This window comes from Flavobacterium franklandianum (genome assembly GCF_007097365.1).
GTDB classification, from domain to species: domain Bacteria; phylum Bacteroidota; class Bacteroidia; order Flavobacteriales; family Flavobacteriaceae; genus Flavobacterium; species Flavobacterium franklandianum.
Map to the genome: position 1 here is coordinate 1 of NZ_VJZR01000009.1, position 23,582 is coordinate 23,582.

At 32.7% G+C, this 23,582-nt stretch carries 19 protein-coding genes and 1 pseudogene; 2 read left to right on the forward strand and 18 right to left on the reverse strand.

Annotated elements, in window-relative coordinates; all coding sequences use genetic code 11:
- Positions 1 to 70: 70 nt before the first annotated feature.
- The 13 genes and pseudogenes from FNW17_RS10665 to FNW17_RS10725 form a co-directional block, all read right to left on the reverse strand.
- Complete coding sequence (locus FNW17_RS10665; protein ID WP_144071629.1) at positions 71 to 1,318, reverse strand: glycosyltransferase family 4 protein; 1,248 nt, start codon at positions 1,316 to 1,318, stop codon at positions 71 to 73.
- Positions 1,319 to 1,333: 15 nt separating this feature from the next.
- Complete coding sequence (locus FNW17_RS10670; RefSeq protein WP_144071630.1) at positions 1,334 to 2,386, reverse strand: NAD-dependent epimerase; 1,053 nt, start codon at positions 2,384 to 2,386, stop codon at positions 1,334 to 1,336.
- Between the two features lie 149 nt (positions 2,387 to 2,535).
- On the reverse strand, positions 2,536 to 3,642 hold the full coding sequence (locus FNW17_RS10675; RefSeq protein ID WP_144071631.1) for a glycosyltransferase WbsX family protein: 1,107 nt from the start codon (positions 3,640 to 3,642) through the stop codon (positions 2,536 to 2,538).
- A 5-nt stretch (positions 3,643 to 3,647) separates the two neighbouring features.
- On the reverse strand, positions 3,648 to 4,820 hold the full coding sequence (locus tag FNW17_RS10680) for a glycosyltransferase family 4 protein (protein WP_143389600.1): 1,173 nt from the start codon (positions 4,818 to 4,820) through the stop codon (positions 3,648 to 3,650).
- A gap of 148 nt (positions 4,821 to 4,968) precedes the next feature.
- Positions 4,969 to 5,487, reverse strand: a pseudogene (locus FNW17_RS16735) (acyltransferase); the annotation flags it as partial.
- A gap of 6 nt (positions 5,488 to 5,493) precedes the next feature.
- A complete protein-coding gene (locus FNW17_RS10690) occupies positions 5,494 to 6,501 on the reverse strand; it encodes a hypothetical protein (RefSeq protein ID WP_144071632.1) in 1,008 nt (335 codons plus the stop codon).
- Between the two features lie 175 nt (positions 6,502 to 6,676).
- On the reverse strand, positions 6,677 to 7,912 hold the full coding sequence (locus FNW17_RS10695) for a hypothetical protein (protein ID WP_143389597.1): 1,236 nt from the start codon (positions 7,910 to 7,912) through the stop codon (positions 6,677 to 6,679).
- Positions 7,909 to 9,243: an oligosaccharide flippase family protein gene (locus FNW17_RS10700; RefSeq protein WP_144071633.1), complete on the reverse strand. Its 1,335-nt coding sequence runs from the start codon at positions 9,241 to 9,243 to the stop codon at positions 7,909 to 7,911. Before FNW17_RS10700 ends, FNW17_RS10695 begins: the two co-directional genes overlap by 4 nt.
- A 116-nt stretch (positions 9,244 to 9,359) precedes the next feature.
- Positions 9,360 to 10,355, reverse strand: coding sequence for a glycosyltransferase (locus FNW17_RS10705; protein ID WP_144071634.1), 996 nt, complete (start codon positions 10,353 to 10,355; stop codon positions 9,360 to 9,362).
- Positions 10,356 to 10,408: 53 nt separating this feature from the next.
- Positions 10,409 to 11,671, reverse strand: coding sequence for a protoporphyrinogen/coproporphyrinogen oxidase (locus FNW17_RS10710; RefSeq protein ID WP_144071635.1), 1,263 nt, complete (start codon positions 11,669 to 11,671; stop codon positions 10,409 to 10,411).
- 220 nt (positions 11,672 to 11,891) lie between these two features.
- A complete protein-coding gene (gmd, locus tag FNW17_RS10715) occupies positions 11,892 to 12,989 on the reverse strand; it encodes a GDP-mannose 4,6-dehydratase (protein WP_143389593.1) in 1,098 nt (365 codons plus the stop codon).
- Between the two features lie 160 nt (positions 12,990 to 13,149).
- Positions 13,150 to 14,103, reverse strand: a complete 954-nt coding sequence (locus tag FNW17_RS10720) for a GDP-L-fucose synthase family protein (protein ID WP_143389592.1) — start codon at positions 14,101 to 14,103, stop codon at positions 13,150 to 13,152.
- Between the two features lie 780 nt (positions 14,104 to 14,883).
- Positions 14,884 to 15,249 carry a CoA-binding protein gene (locus FNW17_RS10725; RefSeq protein WP_143389591.1) on the reverse strand — a complete coding sequence of 122 codons (366 nt, stop codon included), beginning with the start codon at positions 15,247 to 15,249 and terminating at the stop codon, positions 14,884 to 14,886.
- A 321-nt stretch (positions 15,250 to 15,570) separates the two neighbouring features.
- On the opposite strand from FNW17_RS10725, the gene FNW17_RS10730 reads away from it, so the two are divergent.
- Entirely contained in the window at positions 15,571 to 16,200 is a 630-nt protein-coding gene (locus FNW17_RS10730; RefSeq protein ID WP_143389590.1) for a MarC family protein, read from the forward strand.
- A gap of 10 nt (positions 16,201 to 16,210) precedes the next feature.
- Here the strand turns inward: FNW17_RS10730 and ctlX are convergent, their stop codons facing one another.
- The 4 genes from ctlX to eno form a co-directional block, all read right to left on the reverse strand.
- Complete coding sequence (gene ctlX, locus FNW17_RS10735; RefSeq protein WP_143389589.1) at positions 16,211 to 17,146, reverse strand: citrulline utilization hydrolase CtlX; 936 nt, start codon at positions 17,144 to 17,146, stop codon at positions 16,211 to 16,213.
- A gap of 125 nt (positions 17,147 to 17,271) precedes the next feature.
- Positions 17,272 to 18,186, reverse strand: a complete 915-nt coding sequence (locus tag FNW17_RS10740) for a dimethylarginine dimethylaminohydrolase family protein (protein ID WP_143389588.1) — start codon at positions 18,184 to 18,186, stop codon at positions 17,272 to 17,274.
- A 376-nt stretch (positions 18,187 to 18,562) separates the two neighbouring features.
- Positions 18,563 to 19,846, reverse strand: a complete 1,284-nt coding sequence (locus tag FNW17_RS10745) for a citrate synthase (protein WP_143389587.1) — start codon at positions 19,844 to 19,846, stop codon at positions 18,563 to 18,565.
- A 150-nt stretch (positions 19,847 to 19,996) separates the two neighbouring features.
- On the reverse strand, positions 19,997 to 21,289 hold the full coding sequence (gene eno, locus FNW17_RS10750) for a phosphopyruvate hydratase (protein WP_143389586.1): 1,293 nt from the start codon (positions 21,287 to 21,289) through the stop codon (positions 19,997 to 19,999).
- Between the two features lie 324 nt (positions 21,290 to 21,613).
- Here eno and FNW17_RS10755 point away from each other — a divergent pair, with 324 nt between their 5' ends.
- On the forward strand, positions 21,614 to 23,203 hold the full coding sequence (locus FNW17_RS10755) for a peptide chain release factor 3 (RefSeq protein ID WP_143389585.1): 1,590 nt from the start codon (positions 21,614 to 21,616) through the stop codon (positions 23,201 to 23,203).
- 142 nt (positions 23,204 to 23,345) lie between these two features.
- Here FNW17_RS10755 and FNW17_RS10760 read toward each other — a convergent pair whose 3' ends face one another.
- Positions 23,346 to 23,579 (reverse strand): signal peptidase, encoded by a 234-nt coding sequence (locus FNW17_RS10760; RefSeq protein ID WP_144071636.1) that lies wholly within the window; start codon positions 23,577 to 23,579, stop codon positions 23,346 to 23,348.
- Between the last annotated feature and the right edge of the window lie 3 nt (positions 23,580 to 23,582).

Genomic DNA, 23,582 nt, shown 5'->3' on the forward strand with positions numbered 1-23,582 from the left:
TTAATTCAATTATAGGTAATTGCGGACAATCAAAAAAATCAAATAATTACAATACCGAGGTTTAAAAGAGTTAATTATTTTTAATCCTTTTAAAGACAGAAATAAGTTGGCTGTAATGATAATCGGCTGAATAACTAGCACTTAGATCTTTAAATCCGTTTTCTCCTTTGATTTGAGCTTCCTCTTTGTTCGAAAACATATAATTAATCTTTTCTCTCAAAGAATCAGACGAAGCATAATCAAAACAAAATCCATTAGATTCATTTACAATTTCAGGTAAAGAACCAATATTCGTTGCCAAAACCGCTTTCTTAAACGCAAAACTTTCTAAAACCGTATTAGGGAAATTTTCAAACCACTCTGAGGGCACTACTGTAAATAAACATTCTTGTAGATAATGTGAAATTTCTTCAAAATCCAATTTACCTATAAACTCTATTTGATCCTCTCTTCCCTGAGCCATATTTTTTAAAGAAGTCTCATAACTATCATTTGAAAATCCTATAATTTTAAGTTTGTGATTCGTTTTAAGAAAAGCATTAATCAATGTCTCAATACCTTTTTCTTTCTCTAGTCGTCCTACATAAACGGCAAAATTACCGTATCTAATTTCCTTGCTTTGTGCTAATTGTTCTGCATTGAAAAAAGTTGGAATATGAAATGTTTTCTTTACATCAAATCCTTTTGCTATATATTTATTCCTTGTAAATGAAGAAGGAAAAACAAACCCATCAACCTTATCTTTAACTCGATTGATATTCATTATGGCCAATGAAAATGCTTTTAATGCGGAATGCGAATATGAATTTGAAATACATTTGTGTTTTACCGCTTGAAAAAGACTTTTACTCGTGCAACTTTCACATATACCGACCTTCTCCCTATATAAATGAGCATTCGGGCAAATATGCCCAAAATCTGAAATCCGTTGCACCACAGGAATATTCATTTCCTTAGCAGCATCAATAATACTACAGGATAGCTTGTTCTGAAAATGAAGAATATAAACAATATCTGGTTGAACTTCTTTCAAAAAATGCTTAAACTTTCGTTTGGCTTCAAAAGAATAAAGCATACGACCCACGACTTGAATTTTAGTTTTTAAATCCGCAGGATATTCGTGGTTATACACTTCATTTCCTGTCCCTATAGCATCTAAGAAATAAGGCTCATAGTCACTCTTAATATTCTTGTTGTGTTTGATACTGAAAGGTGCCACAATATGTCCGTGCTTTTCCAAAACCTCTTTGATATTGAACATATAGCGTTCAGGGCCTCCTGAAACAAAATAACGATAGTTGACTAAAGCAATTTTCATATTACTTTTAAAAATTTATGCTTTATAATATTTCTTAAACCAATCTGCAAACAGTTGCACTCCTTCTTCAACTGAGGTGGTCGGATGATAATCAAATTGCTGCTCCAACTCCGATACATCGGCAAATGTTTTCAGAACATCTCCAGCTTGCATCGGCAAATACTCTTTTGCAGCCTCTTTCCCCATAGCCTTTTCGATAGTTTCAATAAAATACATCAATTCTATTGGCGTGGCGTTGCCAATGTTATATATTCGGTAGGGCGCTTTTGAACTTGCTGTACTAGGGTTCAAAGCATCCCAATCCGCATTGGATGTGGCAGGTGCAACCAATACTTGCAAAATACCTTCAACAATGTCATCGATATAAGTAAAGTCCCGCATCATTTTACCATGATTAAAAACCTTGATAGGGTTACCCGAGGCTATAGCCGACGCAAACAAAATTGGGGACATATCAGGTCGTCCCCATGGCCCATAAACCGTAAAAAATCGCAAACCAGTAGTGGGCATGCCATAAAGATGACTGTACGAATGCGCCATCAATTCATTGGCCTTTTTGGTGGCGGCGTACAAACTTACTGGGTGATCGACAGAATTGGTTGCTGAAAGTGGCATTTTCTCATTCAATCCATAAACACTACTCGAGCTAGCATAAGTCAAATGCTTTACTTTGTTATGACGACAGCCCTCCAAAATATTCAAGAAACCTATCAAATTACTCTCTGCATAGCTGTGCGGATTTTCTAACGAATACCGAACCCCGGCCTGAGCTGCTAAATGACAAACCAAATCAAATTGTTCCGTCCTGAATAAGTCTTCCATTACAGAGCGATCTTCCAAAGACAACTTGGCAAACCTGAGTTTAGGATAGCTACTGCTTTGAACCTGTTGGTTTGTTGCTATAGAGTTTCTTTCCAATCCCAATTCTTGCAGACGAGCATATTTCAGATTCACATCATAATAATCATTGATATTATCAAAGCCAAAAACCTCGAAGCCCTGCTCTAATAGCTTTTTGGCAACATGAAAGCCTATAAACCCAGCTATTCCGGTAACTAATATTTTCATTTTTCTTTACTATAAAAAATTAATAACCAAAATATTTTGTCTATTAACTCTTAGATGAAATTCAATTTATATTTTTTAATATAATAATGATACCAAATAGGCCTTATTATAACAACTGTAAAAGAACAAATGGTATGCTCAAAGTTTTCTTAATTTCCAAAAATTCGTTTTTTAAGTTCTTTCAAATAGCCTAATCCATATTTCAAATCGGGTTCCATATAATTGGCTTCCCCCCATTCATTCCAAGATTTTAAGAAAACAATTTTATGTTCATCCTTTTTGTTTTCAATTAGTTTTATTGCCATATCAACATGTTTACCAAAGAGTTTTGGAGTACTCCCATGATAAATTATAGCCTGTCTAGCGGAACGAGCAGTTCGATCATATCCAGGTAAAATAGTGGGATAAACATTTTCTATTTTTTCTTCTTCTGAAAAAAGATTTTTTATGATATCTTCATATTCATATTTTTGCAATACAGCACCACCTAATTTGAAGGAAATTTGACTTCTAAGCATTTTCAACCATTTATTACCTACTGCGGCACATTCAGCTTCCCACATTCCTCTTGAATTTACAGCATCGAATCCCATATTTAGAATTTTATCTAAATTAGCTAAGCGTCCAGATCTCAACCCCACAAAATGAATCCCTTTTAGTCCGTTTGCAGAAGCCATTTCTCTCCATATTTTGATAAAAATTTCAATATCGGGTATCGCTAACGGATCATAAACTACAAAAATGGGACATCCATCAACTGTAATGTATCGTTCATCTTTGAAAGCGGGTAAAACATAATCAAAATGTTTGCGATAGTCTTCTTCTCCAAGATATAATTGCTCCACTATCATCTTGTCCCTTTTCAATTTTTTATCTTTTACCCATGTTTTTGTAGACCAAGAATGGTTTGCCCAGCCTAAACAAAAAGGGAAATCGGGTTTTCCAGAAGCAAGAACTTCTTGAAATGGTTTTTCTAATAACATTTTTCCATTTCCAAACCAATAGTGCCAATACATAAAACCCTCAACACCATGTTCCTGAGCCATTTGAGCTTGAGCTTCACGAATTTCTGGAAGTCGAAGATCATAAAAACCTAAATCAGCAGGTATGCGAGGTTGGTCATGATTTTTAAATAAAGGCTTTGCTTGTGCAACATTTGTCCATTCTGTAAATCCTTTTCCCCAATTTTCGTCATTCTCAGGAATTGGATGAAATTGAGGTAAATAAAAGGCTATAACTCTTGCTTTTCGGCTCATATAAATTATTTTTTATTATCATTAATAATTGTGTTATAAACTATAAATAAATCTTTACTTATTTTAGTCCAACCTCTTTGTCCTTGATGAAAATGATCAAAAACATTCTTTTCCATTGTGTCTAATAGTTTTTTATTAGACACTAATTCAATAATAGAGTTTTGCAATTCAATGATGTCATTAGGTTCTACAAGACAACCTGTTACTTTATCAATAACCATCTCTGATAATCCTCCAATATTACTCGCAATTACAGGCTTACAAAACGCATATGAAGTCATTACCACACCACTTTGCGTTGCGTCGATATAAGGACAAACAACAAATAGAGAATCTTTGATAAGCTTTACTAATTCGGCATTAGGAATGTATCTATTCCGGAATTCTATATAATCTAATTGTTCAAATTCAGTCTTATCAAAATAATATTCGCCATTTCCAGCTATAATAAGTTTTACATCTGGATGAATGCTGTGTACATATTTCATAGCCTCTAGTAGTATGTTTATTCCTTTGTATGGAGATATTCTGCCAAAAAACAAAATACTTTTCAGTGGTTTATTTTCAGAAAATTGCCCTAAATATAAATTATAAACATTGTAAATACTTAAATTACTTTCGTAAACATTTTTGTTTTCTAATTTATAGGTAGCAATAAATTGTGTTTTTTGCTTTTTGTTGAGTATAATAAAATTATTGAGTAAAGTAAAGCCTAATTTTCTGAAAAAATATTTTCTAAAATTCCCTTCTCCCGAATGCGGAAAAGGATCATGTACTGTTACAATAGTTTTTTTTCTAAAAAAATACAAAAAAAGTTCTTGAAAATCATAAAATACTGTGGAATGAATTATAGTAGGTCTTATTTTTAAAATAAAAAAAAAGAGTTTAAAATTCAATATTAGATTGGATACCGAAAATACTTTTTTATTAGTCCTATTAACAACATACGTTTTATCGAGATCCAAGTAATCTTCAAAAAAAATAATTTCTTTATATTGAGAAGCTTTAAATATTCCAGGTTTTGAGATTTGTTTGGCAATATCCAATACTGAAGAACGTAAGAAAAAAGACGGTAAATCAATAATTGTATACAATTCACTAATATTTTCCTTTTGCGACTTTAAATAAGGTAAATCACAATCTAAAAAAGGTGGCTTAGTATAATATAACAATCTCATTCCTATAATTTAATTGGTAATTTTCTTAAAGAGTAAATTCATTAAAACAAAATGCACTTTTGAATACTTATTTTTAAATTGATTTTTTTTTATTCTAGACAAAAGGAATCCAATATTCGTTTGGAGTATAATCATATTGTTTTCTTTCTCTTTCGGATATTTTTTTTGCAGGAACCCCACCTACAACTGTCCAAGCAGCTACATCTTTAGTAACTACAGATCCTGAAGCAATAACTGCCCCTTCTCCAATAGTAACGCCAGGTAAAATAATAGCCCGAGAACAAATCCATACATAATCCTCTACAATCACTGGGGCACCAATCGCTTTGAAATGAATATCATTATAATCGTGATGCAACGTCCAGATCATTACTTCTGAAGCAATTGTAACATTCTTACCTATTTTTATGCCTCTGCGATCGTCTAAATGAACTTTGAAGCCTATAGTAGAACCCGTTTCAATTTCTATTTTTGAACCATCCCAAATATAACAATTTCTATAAATAGAAACTCCTTTTGCAATTTTAGATCCCATTTTTCGTAATATAAATGCACGCAAATGCTTTGAATACATTGGAGTAACAATTGAATTAAGAAAAATCCATCTCCATGCTATTTTATGCCTTGAAAAAATTAATTTAGCTCTCTTTAATCTTTTTATAATCATCCTATTTTATATTTTTATTAGATTTTGCTCTAAAAGCTTCAAAAATAAATTTATCCTTTGTGAAGTAATATGTTTGCTTAAATATTCCGAGTATTTTTTAATTGGAATCGCTTTAATATCCCTCAAGATGTCCAGCTGTTTTTCAAATTCTTCATATGAATCTATATCTTTACAGAAGCTATCCATTTCATAATAGTCTGTATCAGCATTTTTAGGATAATGAGCCATTACTAAACACCCCCCAGAAATCAATTCTAAAAATCTTGGCGTAACTTGATTGAAAAAATTGGTTTCCGTTTTTGCTAAATCCAAACCGGGAGTGGTATAAAATGAAATTTTTGTTGCCCTTAAAATATCTAGATAAGCATCTCTGCCAATAGCATGTCCAACTTTCTTTCCTTTATTGGTATAAAAAAATCGATTGTCTATATTATTAGTACCTAGCACATATTCAAAATCAGGATGCTTTTCACAATATCGTTCCAAAAAATTTAAAAAATAAGGATTGGTGCGTCCCAGCAATGCTAAATCCCATTTCTTATCAAAGACTGCATCAGGAGATAATTTAGGATAATCAGGTAAGGATAATGGCCAATGTGCTATATTTAGAGGACAATTATGATCAAGCAAAAACTGATAAACCTCTGCACTCGTTATCAGAACTAAAGGGCAATGTTTAAAATTACTATAAAAGGAATTCAACTGATTTTCAGCCAACCAAAAATCAATGATTACAGGAATTGTATTTTTAGTTAATCTACAAGATTTCTGAGTATTTGCTTTCATCACAAATAATAAGGAAATAGAAGAGTTTGGGACTAAACAATGAAAAAGATCTCTCATTTTTAACCTGACTTCTATTTGACGATAAATCCAAGTGATAACCTTATTTTGTTTTTCAATTTTTAAATTCAGTTTTTCCGAAATAATTTTTTCCCATTCGTACAAAGTATCAAAACTACTTGCTTTAAGTGTACTTGAAGAAATAGAAGTCAATCTTTTATAATTTTTCATTCTCAATTGTATTTATAATTAGCAACAGTAAAATTACAATCAAAGTATATCTGACAAAACAACTTTGGTATTATTAAATCTTATTTGTTTTATCGTGTCAATCTGATCTCCGACTGTACTGAGTTTTACAAAAAAAAAGACCGTGAATTTATAATAGAAAACAGTTAAGTTGCTTTTAAGTTTTTGAAGGACTGTATTGTTTGAAATTTCTTTTTAACATACCCGTACTTTTTGTTTCAATTAAATTATTCTGTTCAAGATAGGCTAACTCAAATAGATACAAAACACTCACTAAAACAACTCCAAATCCAGCACTGGTATTGGCTCTAGTGGTAAATGACAATATCAAAATCATCCAAATATAATATTTAAGATACAACTGATTATGGGGTATTTTTATAGTAAATGATTTTATAAAGATCAAAATATATCCAAAAACAAATAATATCCCGAAAAGAATATAGCCTTTAACAATCCCTATGTCTTCTAAAAAAAAGTGTTCATTTTCATTCAAGCTCAATATTTTTTTTCCGTAAGAAGAATTATAATTATAGGCTCCATTCCCTAATAAATAGGTAGTAGTATGATTTGAAAACTCATATAAAAAATACTCAGCTTCAATTAGTCTAATATAATCTTCTTTTTGTTCAACATCATTTTCAGTTGCATCTCGAATCCCTTTAACAATAGCATTTTCAGTATTGTTGTAATATAAGTAACATACCAAAAAAATTATTATTCCACCTATACGATATTTAACTTTTGATTTTATCATAAAATGATAAATCGCAATCAAACCAAAAGCCAATATATATATACGAGTAACTTGCATTAACATCATCACCAAAAAAGGCAATAATAATAATAGGTGTTTTAATTTGAATTTTTTACTCAATTTATTCAAATAGTAAAATAGAGCAAAAAACGTAAACCCTTCTCCAGGAAACAAAATACGAATCACTCCTCTATCTTCTAAAAATTCTTCCTTTCCACCAAAGAGAACTGTTGTTGTGAAAAAAAATTGGTACAAAAATAAAATTAAACCAACATAAGCTAAAACAAGTAATGTCTTTATAATAACATCCTTATTGATTCTTGCCTCAATTAAAAATAAAAACAATAAAAAATAAGAATAGGGAGCAATAGCGACAAGACTTTGAAATATATCTTGACTCCAAAATAGAGCACTAGGAATAATAGCAAGAAAAAAAGAAAAAATAATTAATTTAATTGGTTTGATAAAATGTCCTTTTTCATAAGTAAGCCTCCTAATAGTAAAAGCTAAAAGAACAAAAAACACTAAAACAGTTGACCTAATAAAAAGAGTTTCCGCTGGTCTAAATTCAAAAAACCTAGTATAAACAATAAGTAGGAATACATAAACTACTAAATAGAATTTCTTATTTATCATAAATTATAAAAATAGAATGCATTATAGATAAAAAATACAAGTATTGGAAATAACCACACATAATTAGTTTTTATTGGCATTTCTAATTTCTTTGAAAAAACAAACCATTCAATAATCAAAAAAATTGTAAAACCTATTAGATACCCTACAGAAAGACCAAAACCTCCATAATAACTCCCAATCCATAAAACTGGCGTAATAATTACACTGTTTAAAACTGCCATTTTGAATAGTAATTTATCTTGATTCATCGCAGTGAACACAGTACCTATTAAGCTAGCTACGCCAAACAGAAACACATACCATATTTGAAATTTTAATATTAATAATACACTATAATATTGAATTGAAAAAAACATTTTGAAAACAGGATCAATAATCATTAAAAAAATCGCCACCAAAAATGTACCAAAAAGAATGAAAACAGGGACGCTTTTATAAATAATTTGTTGAAAATCTTTTCTATTATCAGACCATAATATAGAAAAATTTGGAAAAAGTGAGGAAAACAATATAGACAAAACCATTGAAACTGGAGATGTAAATTTTTGTGATAAAGTAAAAAAACCTACTTGCTCAAAGGTGGAATTATAAGCCAAGAAGTTATTAGCTAAATTATTAGCGGGTAATGAAATTAAAGCTAAACCCAAAAAAGGTATAGCTGGCAAAAAAACCGATTTAAAATCTAATCTGAAGTTGCTAATCTCAAATTGAAAGTTAAACTTTTTGTAAAGTATAATTAAAAGTATAAGTGGTTTTAATGCAAAAATTAAAATAAAAACTAAAAAGAATAAATTAATTGATATGGCTCCATTTAAAATAAAAACCACAAAAAACAACCAAAATATAGAGGTCAATATATTAGTCACTACAGCAGGCAACATCTTTTGTTTGCCCAAATAAACACTTTCTAAACTGTTACTATAGGATAAAACAACACTATATAAACTAATTAATACTATCTGAAAAAAAACTAATTCCCCAAAAAATAAATTATAGATCAGGTAAATACTAAATAAAAATAAATTTCCAATTAAGCCAGAAATAGTAGCAATACTTAAATATTTATTTAAGATTGGAGTACTACCATTTGCAGCAGTACGAATTAAAATGGTGCGTATTCCCAAATCAGCAATTACTGCCAATAACATCGACTGAGCCATCATAAACGAATAAACCCCAAACAATTCAGGCTTAAATACTTTGGCAATAATCATCACAGCTATCAGATTCAATAACTGCATTCCAACATTTCCCAATAATAAATAAGAAAAATTTTGAAAAATTTTATGCTTTACAATTTGTTTTACAAGTTCCGTAACTCTTTTCATTAAATAAATGAGTAATATGATTTTTTATTTTATCGTTAAAGAACATTCTATGATCATCAAATAGACAATTAAAATAATAATTTTCTTGCTTGTAAATAAAATAAGAGTTGTGAAATTTAATTAAGGTGTTGGATGTCTTTAATTATCAATTTTAACTGTTCAACTCTTCTCGATGTATAATGTTGATTCAAATAATTTGCATATTTTCTTATATCAACTTCGTGTGTCAAAGCATAAGTCATCTGCTTTTCAAATTGTTCATAATTTTCAATTGATTCTGAAAATTCATTTAGACTAAAAAAATCGGTATCCGGATTTTTAGGATAACGGGCTAAAACATGACAACCCGAAGTTAATAATTCGAAAAACCTTGGGGTAACTTGGTTAAATCCATTAGTAACTGTTTCACTTAAACCGCGAGTAGAATATAGTCCAACTTTGGATGATTTCATCAATTCAAAATAAAATTCTCTTGAATTGTTATTCGCTAAAAATTCATTTTTTGAAGTATAATATTTGAATCCGTCTTGCTCCATAATACGATAGACGTATACAAAATTTGGATTCTTTGAACTATAAATCTTCACAAATTCCTCCAAAACTGGATCCTGTCTTCCTAATAATACTAAATCATATTTTTTAGTAAACTTAACAGTGGGTTCAATACGATAAAGATCGGGAATTGATAAAGGAAAATGATATAGCTTAGTATGTTTAGGAACAGCAACACTATTATTCATAAGAAACTCATAGGCTTCTAAACTTGATATCAGTAAACATTTATGCCTCTTAAAACCTTCATAAAACAGTTTTATATCCTCTTGTTTTTCAAAAAAATCTATAATCATTGGTATAACTTTTCTTGAATTAAACCCGTCAGATTTTGTTTTGTTAGCTCTTAATACAAACATAAGTTTAGTGGTATTCCTAAAAACCCACAAAAAATCAAAATTGAATTTTCTAAAAAGTCTATTAATAAATAAATAAATAGAGGAAGGTGTTTCAATTTCTAAATTCATCTTTTCAGCAAATACATCTTCCCACTCATAAACTAAATCCATATGAGCTTTTTTATTTAATCTCCTTTCTGAGATTAAGGCTTTTATTTTCATATTGCAACTATTTGAAAAAAATTAAATTTTGACCTATTTAAATATTTTTTTATTTAAAAGTTTTCTTCTTTAAGTTCCATAGCTGCCTCAATACATTTATCCATATTATAATACTCCCATTCCGCAAAACGACCTAAAAGAAAAACTCCATAAGGCTTTAATAATGATTTAAGGAGAGCAATATTTTTCCTAGTATTATGATTTTGTATAATATAAGAATTAGGTTCATAATTAAAAGCGAGTGGCTTTAAATTTCCAGGTAAATTACCTAACTCCTTTATCATTTCTTGCTGATCTTGTTTCCCAGAAAACTCTACAACACAAGTTTTTCGGTTAGAACCTTCATTATTGGTCTCACTAAAATTACCAGTGTAAATGATCCGGTGAGCTTTAAATATCTCTTCTGGTAAATACAACCAAGAAATATCATTATCGTCTGTTTCACATAAAACATTGGATGTTCCATTAGAAACTAAATCAGTAACATTTTTCATGGCTAACTGCAAAGCATCGTCTTTTATATGAACAATTTCACTTAACTGTCTTACATCGCCACAATAAACTATAGCATTTACAATTTTATCATTATTGTTAATGGATAATCCCTTATTTTCTATAAAATCGATTGACTGAACTTGATAAGAACAATTAATTGACAATCCCTCTGACAACCTATTTACTATAAATTGAGAACCATCTCTGCGGGGATAAAAAAAAGTAGAATGAACCATTGTCGATTCTTCATTTTTTAAAATATTACTCAATAATACTTCCCGTAATTTAGGCATTGGTAATTTTCCATCCAACCATTCAAGAGGAACTTCTGCTAGATCAGCATTCCAAATTTTAGTATTATAGGGTCCAAAGTAAAGTTTATAAAGTTCCTCGCCAAAATTACCAATTAAGAAATCTTTAAAATTGGAATAATCAGTAGTTTGAAGTTTCTCTTCCGATAATTTGTCCATTAATTCATTGACAATCGGTTTCAATTGCTGTTCAGGTAATTGATAGAGGTAATTTTCAATAGGATAACCTACAAACTCGCCATTCAATCTAATCTTTGCGTTACGAGTTGCGCTTAAAAACTCCTTATCCTTGTCAAAATGACTCCAAAACCAATCTAAAACTACATTATTGCGACTGTTAAATACATGTCCGCCTACACGATGAAATAGATTTCCTTCTATTCTTTCGCATTTTATTAAACCTCCAAACTTTGGGTCTTTTTCAACAATTTCAACATCATATTCATCTGAAAGCATTCGGGAAATACTTAGCCCGGAAATTCCCGAACCAATAACTACTATTTTTTTCATTTTATTAATTTAGGTTTACTATTAACTCATAAATACCAAACTACTATACTACGTATTTCGAATTTAAAGAATTCTAGTATTTTTAGCTACACGATGAGCTGCTTGTATTTTTTTTAGTTTGCTTTATGACTTAATCGATGAACTTGTTAAATGAAAGTAACATTAATAATTCTGTTAGAATAATTACCTTTTAACAATAATCTTTTAACCAATTAACTCTCTATCTAACCCTTTTTAAAATTTCCAAATCACTTGCTACCATTTCTTTAACCAATCCGGCTAGGTCATATTGAGGTGTCCAACCCAATTTTTTAGACTTACTGGGATCCCCAATCAACAAATCTACCTCTGTAGGGCGGTAATACTGTGGATCTACTCGAACCACCACGGTACCTATTGGCAATTGATAATCAGGATGGTTACAAGCCGCTACTTTGGCAGTTTCATTTTCATTTTCACCTTCAAAAGCCAATTCGATACCAACTTCAGCAAAAGAGTAACGTACAAAATCACGAATATAAGTGGTTACTCCTGTGGCAATAACATAATCTTCAGCTTTATCTTGTTGCAAAATTCTCCACATCGCTTCTACATAATCTTTGGCATGTCCCCAGTCACGTTGTGAATTCAAGTTCCCTAAATACAAACAATCTTGTTTCCCCAAAGCTATGGCAGCAGTGGCCATAGTAATTTTTCGGGTAACAAAAGTTTCTCCTCGTCTTGGCGATTCGTGGTTAAACAAAATTCCATTACAAGCGTAGATATCATAAGCTTCACGGTAGTTTTTGGTAATCCAAAAACCATATATCTTGGCTACACCATAAGGAGAACGGGGATAGAACGGAGAATTCTCATCGTAAAATCCTGCTGCATTTTTATTTTCGGCTAAACCTCCATACAATTCTGATGTAGAGGCTTGATAGATTCTGGTTTTCTTTTCAAGACCAAGAATTCGTACCGCTTCTAATATTCTTAAAGTACCTATTCCGTCCACATTAGCCACATATTCTGGAGAATCGAATGAAACTTTTACGTGTGACATAGCTCCAAGATTATAGATTTCATCTGGTTGTACTTCCTGAATGATTCTGATAATATTAGTAGAATCCGTCAAGTCTCCATAATGTAATTTAAAATCAACATTTGTTTCGTGTTGGTCTTGATAAATATGATCAATTCTTTGAGTGTTAAAAGAAGAGGCACGTCTTTTAACTCCATGAACTTGATACCCTTTTTCTAATAATAATTCAGCTAAATAAGATCCATCTTGACCTGTAATTCCTGTAACTAGTGCTGTTTTTTGTTTAGTAGTGCTCATATATGTCTAATATTTGTGTTTTTAATTTGGTTAATGAATTATTGGTTAACTTGTTAATTGAGTGTTACATTAAAAATTTTCATTAATCGATTAACGCGTTACCCTGAGCTAGTAGATCCCAAGCATGTCGAGGGAGAAGGCTAACCGATTCACCCATTATTTAAAACGCCACTTTTTTCACATTCTCAACATTCTTCACAAACCAATCATAAGTCATTTGGATGCCTCGCTCTAAATCTACTTTGTGTTTCCAACCCAGTTCGTGCATTTTAGAAATATCCATCAATTTACGTGGAGTCCCGTCTGGTTTAGTGGCATCCCAAATGATTTCGCCTTGATGTCCTGTTATTTTTTGAATGGTTTCGGCCAGTTCTTTAATGGTCAAATCTACTCCAGTTCCTATATTATACAAATAGTCTGGCAATTTATTTTCCAATGCAAAAACAACCGCTTCGGCCATATCATCCACAAACAAAAATTCTCTTAAGGGTGTTCCGCTGCCCCAAAGGGTTACAGGAGCATGATTATTTTCCTTGGCTTCGTGAAATTTTCGCATCATCGCTGGAAGTACGTGCGAAGTATTTAAATCAAAATTATCGTAAGTGCCGTACAAATTAGTAGGCATCAAACTGACGTAATCCTTGTCGAATTGCTTGCGAATCGCTTGACATGCTTTTACACCGGTGATTTTAGCAATGGCATACCATTCATTTGTAGGCTCTAAATCACCCGTAAGCAAAAAGTCTTCTTTCAATGGCTGAGGCGCAAGTCGAGGATATATACATGAACTTCCTAAGAAAATAAACTTTTCAACTCCATCTTGTAAAGCCGAGTCAATCAAATTATTTTGAATTTGCATATTTTCCATGATGAATTGGTAGGGATAATTATTGTTAGCCAAGATCCCTCCTACTCTAGCTGCTGCATCAATAATAACATCTGGTTTTGCTGCCGAAATAAAATCCTGAACCGCTTGCTGATTTCGCAAATCTAATTCACTACTTGTGGCTCCAATCAAATTGGTGTAACCTTTGGCAATAAGTGTTCTCCAAATCGCGGAACCCACCATACCTCGATGACCAGCGATGTAAATTTTTGATTCTAAGTTCACCATAATAATGCTTGTATAATATTAAAACTTTATATAACTATAAAAAACGCTTCTCATTCCCTCTGTCTTTTCGAGTGCAAACTGCCAATCTGATCCAAAACTAAAACCCAATGAATTTTAAACCCTTAAACCTTAAAGCATTAACAAACAGCCCTTTTCTAACCCAAATTAAATGAATGACAATTCTACACGGCTTCGCCTTTCCTACTCACAATCTTGTGAGTAAAGAAAATCTTTATTTTTGATTACAAAGATAAAAAACAAACATTCATTTGTACTATTAAGACTCCTTTTAAATACAAAAACCAAAAATTATATAAAAATAATTCCTTCAATAATCCCATTGTATTCCATCAAAAAAAACTCAGTAAAATTCAGTAAATTGAAATAAAAAAAACAGCTAAAAAAACTATGCTAAACTTCATAATCCATCCAAACCTAGTTTAAATTATTATTCCTGTTTTCCACATTTCATCTAAATTTAATACAGATATCATTGAATTCAAATAAAACCAATCCGATGTTTTTACAACTTATAGTTTATTTGATATTCCTATTCCCTCTGAAATTGACACACTAAGTCAATACAAAAATCTAAATAAACTAATTCAAATTCAATAAAAATCCATAAATGGTCAAAAAAACGGTATGAGTAACCGTTTTTATTGTATTAGGTCTAGAATAAGAGCAAAGGATACAACAAAAACAAACCTCATTCGCTTTGAAAACGAATGAGGTTAGTTGCTTAATTCTTATTAATAAAGGAGATTCAAAAAAATCAACCTAATATTGGTTAGTAGCCAATAACACTAAAGTACAGGCTACTTCAACTTTTATATTATTCAGTTCCAATAGTTGGTAAAACTCCGGATTCTCGGTTCCTGGATTGAATAGTACTCTTTTGGGCTTTGATTCAACAATGTAATTGTAATAATCACGTTGACGTGTAGAATTCAAATACAAAGTAATTGTATCGATATTTTTTAAAGGAATAGCCTTAGTTTGGATTTTTATCCCTGCTACTTCCCCTGCATTTTGACCTATTGCTAGAACTGAATGTCCTTTTTCGACTAACATTGTGATGGCTTTAAAAGCATATTTTTCTGGTTTCGCACTAGCGCCTAGAACCACCGTTTTTTTATTTTTCATTTTCTGTATTTCTATGGTACAAAAGTAGTCAAAAAACGGCTAAAGGGGAGTATATTTAAAATCTAAGTTCAATAAGAATAATATAAAAGTCCAATTAATTTTTGTCACATCGAGCGCAGTCGAGTTGCTACAGTAGTTCTCGGCTGCGAAATCGAACTGACGAGCAATTATCATTATTCTTTAACACACGTCACTTTGAGTGATTTTGAATAGTAATACGACAGCTTTACTATTCAAAAATTATATCGAGAAGCCTTCCGAAAAAAAACAGAATCAAAAAACAATAAAAACATTACTTTTACACCCTCAATACAAGTCAATATGGATCTTTTTATCTATTTATTTGCTGCACTATTTTCTGTGCTAAATCCTATTGGAACTGTGCCAATTTTCGTAGGACTTACCCAATCCGATTCTAAAAAGGAGCGCTCCAGAATTTCGTTATGGACGGCAATAGATGTGTTTCTAATCCTAATTGTTTCCCTTTTTGTTGGTCAATACGTCTTGACCTTTTTTGGTATCAGTATTGAAGCGCTTCGAATTGCTGGAGGAATCATTATTGTAAGCTCAGGATTCTCATTGCTTTCGGGTAAGTTTACTAAAAAGCGAGGAATTAATAAAAAAGCAGAAACGGATGCCCAACTAAGAAACGATATTGCATTAACCCCTTTAGCGATTCCGATGCTTGCAGGACCTGGCTCTATATCATTATTAATTGCATTCTATCAGGAGCATCATACCACAAATGAAATTATTATTTCTTGTTGCGCCATTTTTGCTATCGCCATTGCCATATTCATTATTTTGAGAAGCGCTCATTATCTCTCAAAAATCCTTGGCGCATCTGGAATCGTTGCTATCTCCAGGATAGTTGGTTTCATCGTAATTGCAATAGGAATTCAATATATTGTGAGCGCACTTATCAGTATAATTAAAGGAAATTTACTGTAGCCATTGGCAATTATTCTCTTGGAAGAAACAGTTCGGCCATCATACAACGGGCACTTCCACCTCCACAAGCTTCTATAGTGTCAAGACTGGAACTCAATATGGTAACGTGTTCTTCGAGTTGCGCAATTTGCTTTTTAGTCAAACTTTGATGTGCGGACTGGCTCATTACTAAATAGCGTCTTTCATCAGCGCCTTTAACTTCAAGCATATTGCCTGCAAAAGAATTGACTTGGTCTTCGGTAATCAGAATGATTTCTTTTTCATCTCCTTTCAAACTGTCCAAAACCATTTTGCGTTCCTTTTTGTCATCGATACAATCGGCACAAATCACAGCAAAAGTATCGCCTATACACATCATCACATTGGTATGATAAATTAGTTTTCGCTCACCGTTAACCGTTTGAAAAGCTTCAAAAATCACTGGAGAATACTCAAAATCCTCACAGAATTCAATGAATAATTCTTCGTCAGCACGAGGTGACAAAGCACAATAGGCTTTCTCGTTCTCTCTATCTAAAAGTAAACTTCCTGTGCCTTCAAGATAAAAACCATCGGCTTCAGCCGAAGTATAATCCATAATTTCGTTGATAATAAAACCATTATCTTCTAGAATATCTAAAATATCTTCCCTACGTTCTTCTCTACGATTTTCGGCAAACATGGGATACAAAACTACATCACCACTTTCGTGAAAGGATATCCAATTATTCGGAAAAATACTGTCTGGCGTATTGGGATTTAAAGTATCATCGACTACGATAACATGGACTCCCACCATTCGAAGTTTGGTTACAAAAGTATCAAACTCCTGTTGCGCTTTGGCATTTACAGTTTCTTTAGATAATCCATTTAGGACTTTTTGATAATAATTATTCACAGCCGTTTGTTCGTTCATTCGGAACGCCACTGGGCGAATCATTAGAATGGAATTTGTAGTTTGACTCATGTTTTTTGGGTTAACTGGTTATAGTTCTAGAAAAGCCGAATCGATTTTGATTGACAGCTCTCTACTTTTAATTTCTTATCTCTAATTTGTAACTTCCTATTTCTTATACTTCTTACTTCGCACCTCTAACCTCGTATCAACGGCAAGGTAGAACATCGTAACAATCCTTCTTGTTTGGCAATTTCGGAATACGGAATTTCTTCAACAATGAATCCATTTTTTCTCAACCATTTATTAAGCCTGGTAAACTTCTTTTCAGAAACCACCACATTAGCATCTATTGAAAAAACATTCGAATTCATATGATACATTTCTTTTCTGGTGATATGAAACAAGTTTTCTTCACCAAAGAGTTGAACCAAAAACAAATAATCGGCTTCTTCTCGGAAACCCCGTTTGTATATGATTCCTTTATTTTCTCCAACTGGTTGAAAACAACAATCCAAATGCAAGGCATTGTCTCTGGCTTCGATTTTAGATTTTATCAAGTCGAATTCCTTGACAATCTTATTGGGAAATAAATCCTTAATATACTGAACCCCTTGAATGTTTGTTCTTGCAGTAATATAATCTCTGTAATCGCTGCCCTTATAAGTTCCTATAAAAATATAATCGTTCCACAACATAACGTCTCCTCCTTCTATATGTACTTCCTCTGGTGGAATTGCCACTTTAGAAGGTTCTATCTGATCGATTACATATTGAATAGCCTCAACTTCATGAGCTCTGTCAGGCAATATATTCGATTTAATAAACACATCATCGATAACAAAACCAATGTCTCTGACAAATATTTGATTGTAATTGGCAATGATTTCTGGACGAAAAACCGTCACTCCATATTTTTCAAAAACACTATTAAAAGCTTCCATTTCGGGAATCATATACGCTTCTTTTGGATAGGTTCCTGCCAAGATATGTTCTAGTGATTTGGGATCATAGGCTTCATTTACTGTTGGTGTTGGTCCATTACTATTGGCTATTCCAAGCACAACAGCTCGTAATCTTGAAGTCTCATTTTTTATGTTTAATTTTAACATAATAACAGTTTTGGTTTTGTCAAAGATAAAAAAGCTCTTTGACTCAGAGAAACTTTGTTTATATCTATTTTTAAGATCCCGCTAAATAGCATCTGCCTTTTGGGTAAAACAAATAATACCATTGAGATGCATAAATTGGTCTTATTCCGTTCGAACTCGTCATCCTGAGCGAAGCCGTAAGGCGAGAACCATTATAAAATCTCAACTTTAGCCTGTCTTGGGCGAAGCCGAAAGACTCGACTAACAAAAAAAAAACAATAGCTCTGTATAGATTCAATTGGCACAAAAACACCCTATACAATTGACAAAACACCAAGAAAAAGACACAAAAAAACCACTCCGATTGAAGTGGTCTTTATTATTAGGACTGATTGTATTATCTTTTATCCATTCCTACAAACGATCTCAAAGGATAACCGGTATAAATTTGTCGTGGTCTTCCGATAGGCTCTTTGTTGAGTCTCATTTCTTTCCATTGTGCTATCCAACCCGGCAGTCTACCGATGGCAAACATAACGGTAAACATATCAGTAGGAATTCCTAAAGCTCTGTAAATAATTCCGGAATAGAAATCGACATTTGGATATAATTTTCTGGAAATAAAATATTCATCAGTTAAAGCAGCAGCTTCTAATTTTTTTGCAATTCCCAAAATTGGATCATCATAACCCAATGTTTTCAATACTTCATCGGCAGCTGCTTTGATTATTTTGGCTCTTGGATCAAAGTTTTTATACACTCTATGTCCAAAACCCATTAATCGGAAAGGATCATTTTTATCTTTTGCTTTGTCCAAATATTTATCAGCATCACCACCGTTGGCGTAAATTTCTTCTAACATCTCAAGAACTGCCTGATTGGCTCCACCATGTAATGGTCCCCAAAGTGCAGAAACACCTGCAGAAATCGAAGCAAATAAGCCCGCGTGCGAAGAGCCTACCATTCTCACAGTAGAAGTAGAACAATTTTGTTCGTGATCAGCATGAAGGATAAACAATTGATCTAACGCTTGAACAATTACAGGATTAGCTTTATAAGGCTGAGTTGGCAATTTAAACATCAGTTGCATAAAATTTTCAACATATCCCATTGTGTTATCGTAATAATTCAAAGGAAATCCTTGACTTTTTCGATACGTCCAAGAAGCAATTACAAGAAATTTCCCCATAAGTTTACAAACTGCTTCATACAATTCGTCTGGGTTTTCTGGATTTACAGCCGAAGGATTAAAAGCAATCAAGGCACTTGTCAAAGCCGACAAAACTCCCATTGGGTGAGCCGTTTTAGGAAAGCCATCAATAATACTTTTCATCTCTTCATTCACCAAAGTATATCTTCTGATGTGGGTTTCAAATTCTAATAATTGTGCTGCGTTTGGCAATTCTCCAAAAATTAACAAATAGCACACTTCAAGAAAATGAGCTTTTTCGGCTAATTCTTCGATTGAATAGCCTCTGTAATGCAAAATACCTTCTTCCCCATCAAGAAATGTGATTTCACTTTTACAAGCACCCGTATTCTTGTACCCCTGATCTAGAGTAACTGCTCCAGATAAATCACGAAGTTTGCTAATGTCGATGGACATTTCATTTTCAGTTCCAATAAAAATTGGCAACTCATATATTTTTCCGTCAATTTCTAATTTTGCTGTTTTTGACATAGTATTTCGTAATAAATCTTAATAAAATTATTTTTTCAAATTTAGGGAATTCCAAGGGAATTAAAAAATGAAAACCACAACGTTTTTGTTAAAACTCAAAAAAAAAGCCACTTACTTTTCGTAAATGGCTTTTAAACAAAAATCGTATGCTTATTTTACTTTAAATGCATTTTTACCAGGAAAATAGGCGGTATTTCCTAATTCTTCTTCTATTCTAATTAATTGATTGTATTTTGCCATACGATCAGAACGAGAAGCCGAACCTGTTTTGATTTGTCCACAGTTCAAAGCTACTGCTAAATCAGCAATAGTATTGTCTTCTGTTTCTCCTGAACGGTGTGACATTACTGAAGTGTAACCAGCATTTTTAGCCATATTTACAGCTGCAATAGTTTCGGTTAAAGTTCCAATTTGGTTTACTTTTACCAAGATTGAATTAGCAATTCCTCTTTCAATTCCAGTAGAAAGACGCTCTACATTAGTTACGAACAAATCATCACCTACTAATTGCACTTTGTCTCCAATTTTTTCGGTAAGCATTTTCCATCCGTCCCAGTCGTTTTCGTCCATTCCATCTTCGATAGAGATAATTGGGTATTTAGACGCTAATTCAGCCATATATTCTACTTGTTCGGCAGAAGTTCTGATTTTTCCTGTTGGTCCTTCAAATTTAGTATAATCGTATTTTCCGTTCTCATAAAATTCAGAAGAAGCACAGTCTAGAGCAATCATTACTTCGTCACCAAATTTATATCCAGCAGCTTCAACCGCTTTTTGAATGGTTTCCAAAGCATCTTCAGTTCCACCAGCTAAATTTGGAGCAAATCCACCTTCGTCTCCTACAGCAGTGCTCAATCCTCTATCGTGTAATACTTTTTTAAGGCTATGGAAAATTTCAGTTCCCATTTGCAATGCGTGTGTAAAAGAAGTTGCTTTTACCGGTATTATCATAAATTCCTGAAATGCGATAGGCGCATCGGAATGAGAACCACCATTGATGATATTCATCATTGGAACCGGCAATGTGTTTGCAGAAACCCCACCGATATATCTATATAATGGCATTCCTAGTTCATTTGCAGCTGCTTTAGCAACGGCAAGAGAAACTCCAAGAATTGCGTTTGCACCCAGTTTAGCTTTATTAGGAGTTCCGTCTAACTCAATCATAGTTTGGTCAATCAAGTTTTGTTCAAAAACTGATGTTCCAACTAATTCTTCAGCAATTAAAGTATTTACATTTTCTACCGCTTTAAGAACTCCTCTTCCAAGAAAATTTTTCCCTCCGTCACGTAATTCCACTGCTTCGAACTTTCCAGTTGATGCTCCAGATGGAACTGCTGCTCTTCCTATTACTCCGTTTTCTGTAACTACATCTACTTCTACAGTAGGGTTCCCTCTTGAATCGAAAATTTGTCTTGCGTGAATTTTGATAATAATACTCATTTTTTTTAATTTAAATGTTGAAATATATTTTATTTAGTTACAAATATACTATTTCCATAATTAACAGAAAATTAAAAAAGTGTAATGTTATTAACGAAAACGTTATACTACTTTAAAAATTAAGGAGCTGAACAATTTTATTGTTCTATGTTATTTAGCCTAGATTTTTTCGAATCATATCCTTTGCGTTTCAAAATAATAAATACTCAAGTTGTGACTTTAGAGTTTATTAAATTTTATTTTCTACCAAGCTTTTTTATGATAATTAATTGCTTTTTGAATTCGCATTTATAAATAGTACTTTTGCAAACTATTTATACAAAGATGAGCTTTTTAGAAGAAATACAACGTAGAAGAACTTTTGGGATTATTTCGCATCCCGATGCCGGTAAAACCACCTTAACAGAAAAACTACTCCTTTTTGGAGGCGCAATTCAAGAAGCAGGTGCGGTGAAGAATAATAAAATTAAAAAAGGGGCCACGAGTGACTTTATGGAAATTGAACGCCAAAGGGGAATTTCGGTTTCCACTTCGGTTTTGGCTTTCAATTACCAAGATAAAAAAATAAACATCCTCGATACACCAGGTCACAAGGATTTCGCCGAAGATACTTTCAGAACACTAACTGCGGTTGACAGCGTAATCGTCGTTATTGACGTAGCCAAAGGGGTCGAAGAGCAAACGGAAAAATTAGTCGCCGTATGCAGACTAAGAAACATCCCTATCATTGTCTTCATCAACAAACTGGACCGTGAAGGAAAAGATGCTTTCGACCTGATGGACGAAGTGGAACAAAAACTGGGTTTAACAGTAACACCTTTGAGTTTTCCGATAGGAATGGGTTATGATTTTCAAGGAATTTACAATCTTTGGGAAGAAAACATCAACCTTTTTAGTGGAGACAGCCGTAAGAATATTGAGGAAACCATCGCTTTTCAGGATGTTAAAAATCCTGAATTAGAGAAAATAATAGGAGAGAAACCAGCCAACAAACTTCGGGAAGAACTCGAATTGATTGATGAAGTCTATCCCAAATTTGATCGTCAGGATTATTTAGACGGAAAACTGCAACCCGTATTTTTTGGTTCGGCTTTGAATAATTTTGGTGTTCGCGAACTTTTGGATTGTTTTATTCAAATTGCGCCATCGCCAAGACCAAAAGATTCCGAAACCAGATTGGTTGACCCAAAAGAAGAAAAAATGAGTGGATTTGTATTTAAAATCCACGCCAATATGGATCCGAAACACCGAGACCGTTTGGCCTTTATCAAAATAGTTTCGGGTACTTTCGAAAGAAACAAACCCTATTATCACGTTCGCCAAAAGAAAAATTTAAAATTCTCCAGTCCCAATGCTTTCTTTGCAGAGAAAAAAGAAATCGTTGACATCTCTTATCCGGGTGATATTGTAGGACTACACGATACTGGAAATTTCAAAATTGGGGATACTTTGACAGAAGGTGAGCTAATGAGTTTCAAAGGAATTCCGAGTTTCTCTCCAGAACATTTTAGATACATCAACAATGCCGATCCAATGAAAGCCAAACAGCTCGACAAAGGCGTTGATCAATTGATGGATGAAGGAGTAGCACAATTGTTTACACTTGAAATGAATAACAGAAAAATTATTGGAACTGTGGGAGCGCTTCAATACGAGGTGATTCAATACCGATTGGAACACGAATATGGAGCAAAATGTACGTATGAAAATTTCCCCGTACACAAAGCCTGCTGGGTAAAACCCAATGACATTAAAAGCGATGAGTTTAAGGAATTTAGAAGAATCAAACAAAAATTCTTGGCTCACGATAAGTACAATCAATTGGTTTTTCTTGCCGATTCTGATTTTACGATTCAAATGACACAAAGCAAATATCCAAATGTAAAGCTGTTTTTTACTTCGGAATTTGAATAACCCCTACTCCCATTCGAATAGCTATTGAAACGCTTCAAATGAGAAGAAAAAAAACCAACTATATTTGACCGCATTTTTTAAACAAAAATCCTGCTCCAAAAAATTGGAACAGGATTTTTGCTTTTAAAAAACGTTTTGTGGATTATCCTTGAATCTTATTTTTTTGGATTGCCCTAAACTTCAAAAAAACAAAGAGTATAGCAATAATGGCCAAAACCCAAACATAATCATCTATCGGGGTTCCTGGAGTAGTATCTCCTGTGCCTCCATCATCAACTCCACCATTATCTGAACCCGTTCCAGGCTGTCCAAACATTACAAAGGTTGAACATAAATAGAAAACCGCTATATAATATTTTAATACTGTATTTTTCATTTT

What these genes read in the sequence shown, in the direction of transcription:
- FNW17_RS10665 (WP_144071629.1), bottom strand. Translation starts at nt 1,318, where the DNA reads ATGAAAATTGCTTTAGTCAACTATCGTTATTTTGTTTCAGGAGGCCCT.
- FNW17_RS10670 (WP_144071630.1), bottom strand. Translation starts at nt 2,386, where the DNA reads ATGAAAATATTAGTTACCGGAATAGCTGGGTTTATAGGCTTTCATGTT.
- FNW17_RS10675 (WP_144071631.1), bottom strand. Translation starts at nt 3,642, where the DNA reads ATGAGCCGAAAAGCAAGAGTTATAGCCTTTTATTTACCTCAATTTCAT.
- FNW17_RS10680 (WP_143389600.1), bottom strand. Translation starts at nt 4,820, where the DNA reads ATGAGATTGTTATATTATACTAAGCCACCTTTTTTAGATTGTGATTTA.
- FNW17_RS10690 (WP_144071632.1), bottom strand. Translation starts at nt 6,501, where the DNA reads ATGAAAAATTATAAAAGATTGACTTCTATTTCTTCAAGTACACTTAAA.
- FNW17_RS10695 (WP_143389597.1), bottom strand. Translation starts at nt 7,912, where the DNA reads ATGATAAATAAGAAATTCTATTTAGTAGTTTATGTATTCCTACTTATT.
- FNW17_RS10700 (WP_144071633.1), bottom strand. Translation starts at nt 9,243, where the DNA reads ATGAAAAGAGTTACGGAACTTGTAAAACAAATTGTAAAGCATAAAATT.
- FNW17_RS10705 (WP_144071634.1), bottom strand. Translation starts at nt 10,355, where the DNA reads ATGAAAATAAAAGCCTTAATCTCAGAAAGGAGATTAAATAAAAAAGCT.
- FNW17_RS10710 (WP_144071635.1), bottom strand. Translation starts at nt 11,671, where the DNA reads ATGAAAAAAATAGTAGTTATTGGTTCGGGAATTTCCGGGCTAAGTATT.
- gmd (WP_143389593.1), bottom strand. Translation starts at nt 12,989, where the DNA reads ATGAGCACTACTAAACAAAAAACAGCACTAGTTACAGGAATTACAGGT.
- FNW17_RS10720 (WP_143389592.1), bottom strand. Translation starts at nt 14,103, where the DNA reads ATGGTGAACTTAGAATCAAAAATTTACATCGCTGGTCATCGAGGTATG.
- FNW17_RS10725 (WP_143389591.1), bottom strand. Translation starts at nt 15,249, where the DNA reads ATGAAAAATAAAAAAACGGTGGTTCTAGGCGCTAGTGCGAAACCAGAA.
- FNW17_RS10730 (WP_143389590.1), top strand. Translation starts at nt 15,571, where the DNA reads ATGGATCTTTTTATCTATTTATTTGCTGCACTATTTTCTGTGCTAAAT.
- ctlX (WP_143389589.1), bottom strand. Translation starts at nt 17,146, where the DNA reads ATGAGTCAAACTACAAATTCCATTCTAATGATTCGCCCAGTGGCGTTC.
- FNW17_RS10740 (WP_143389588.1), bottom strand. Translation starts at nt 18,186, where the DNA reads ATGTTAAAATTAAACATAAAAAATGAGACTTCAAGATTACGAGCTGTT.
- FNW17_RS10745 (WP_143389587.1), bottom strand. Translation starts at nt 19,846, where the DNA reads ATGTCAAAAACAGCAAAATTAGAAATTGACGGAAAAATATATGAGTTG.
- eno (WP_143389586.1), bottom strand. Translation starts at nt 21,289, where the DNA reads ATGAGTATTATTATCAAAATTCACGCAAGACAAATTTTCGATTCAAGA.
- FNW17_RS10755 (WP_143389585.1), top strand. Translation starts at nt 21,614, where the DNA reads ATGAGCTTTTTAGAAGAAATACAACGTAGAAGAACTTTTGGGATTATT.
- FNW17_RS10760 (WP_144071636.1), bottom strand. Translation starts at nt 23,579, where the DNA reads ATGAAAAATACAGTATTAAAATATTATATAGCGGTTTTCTATTTATGT.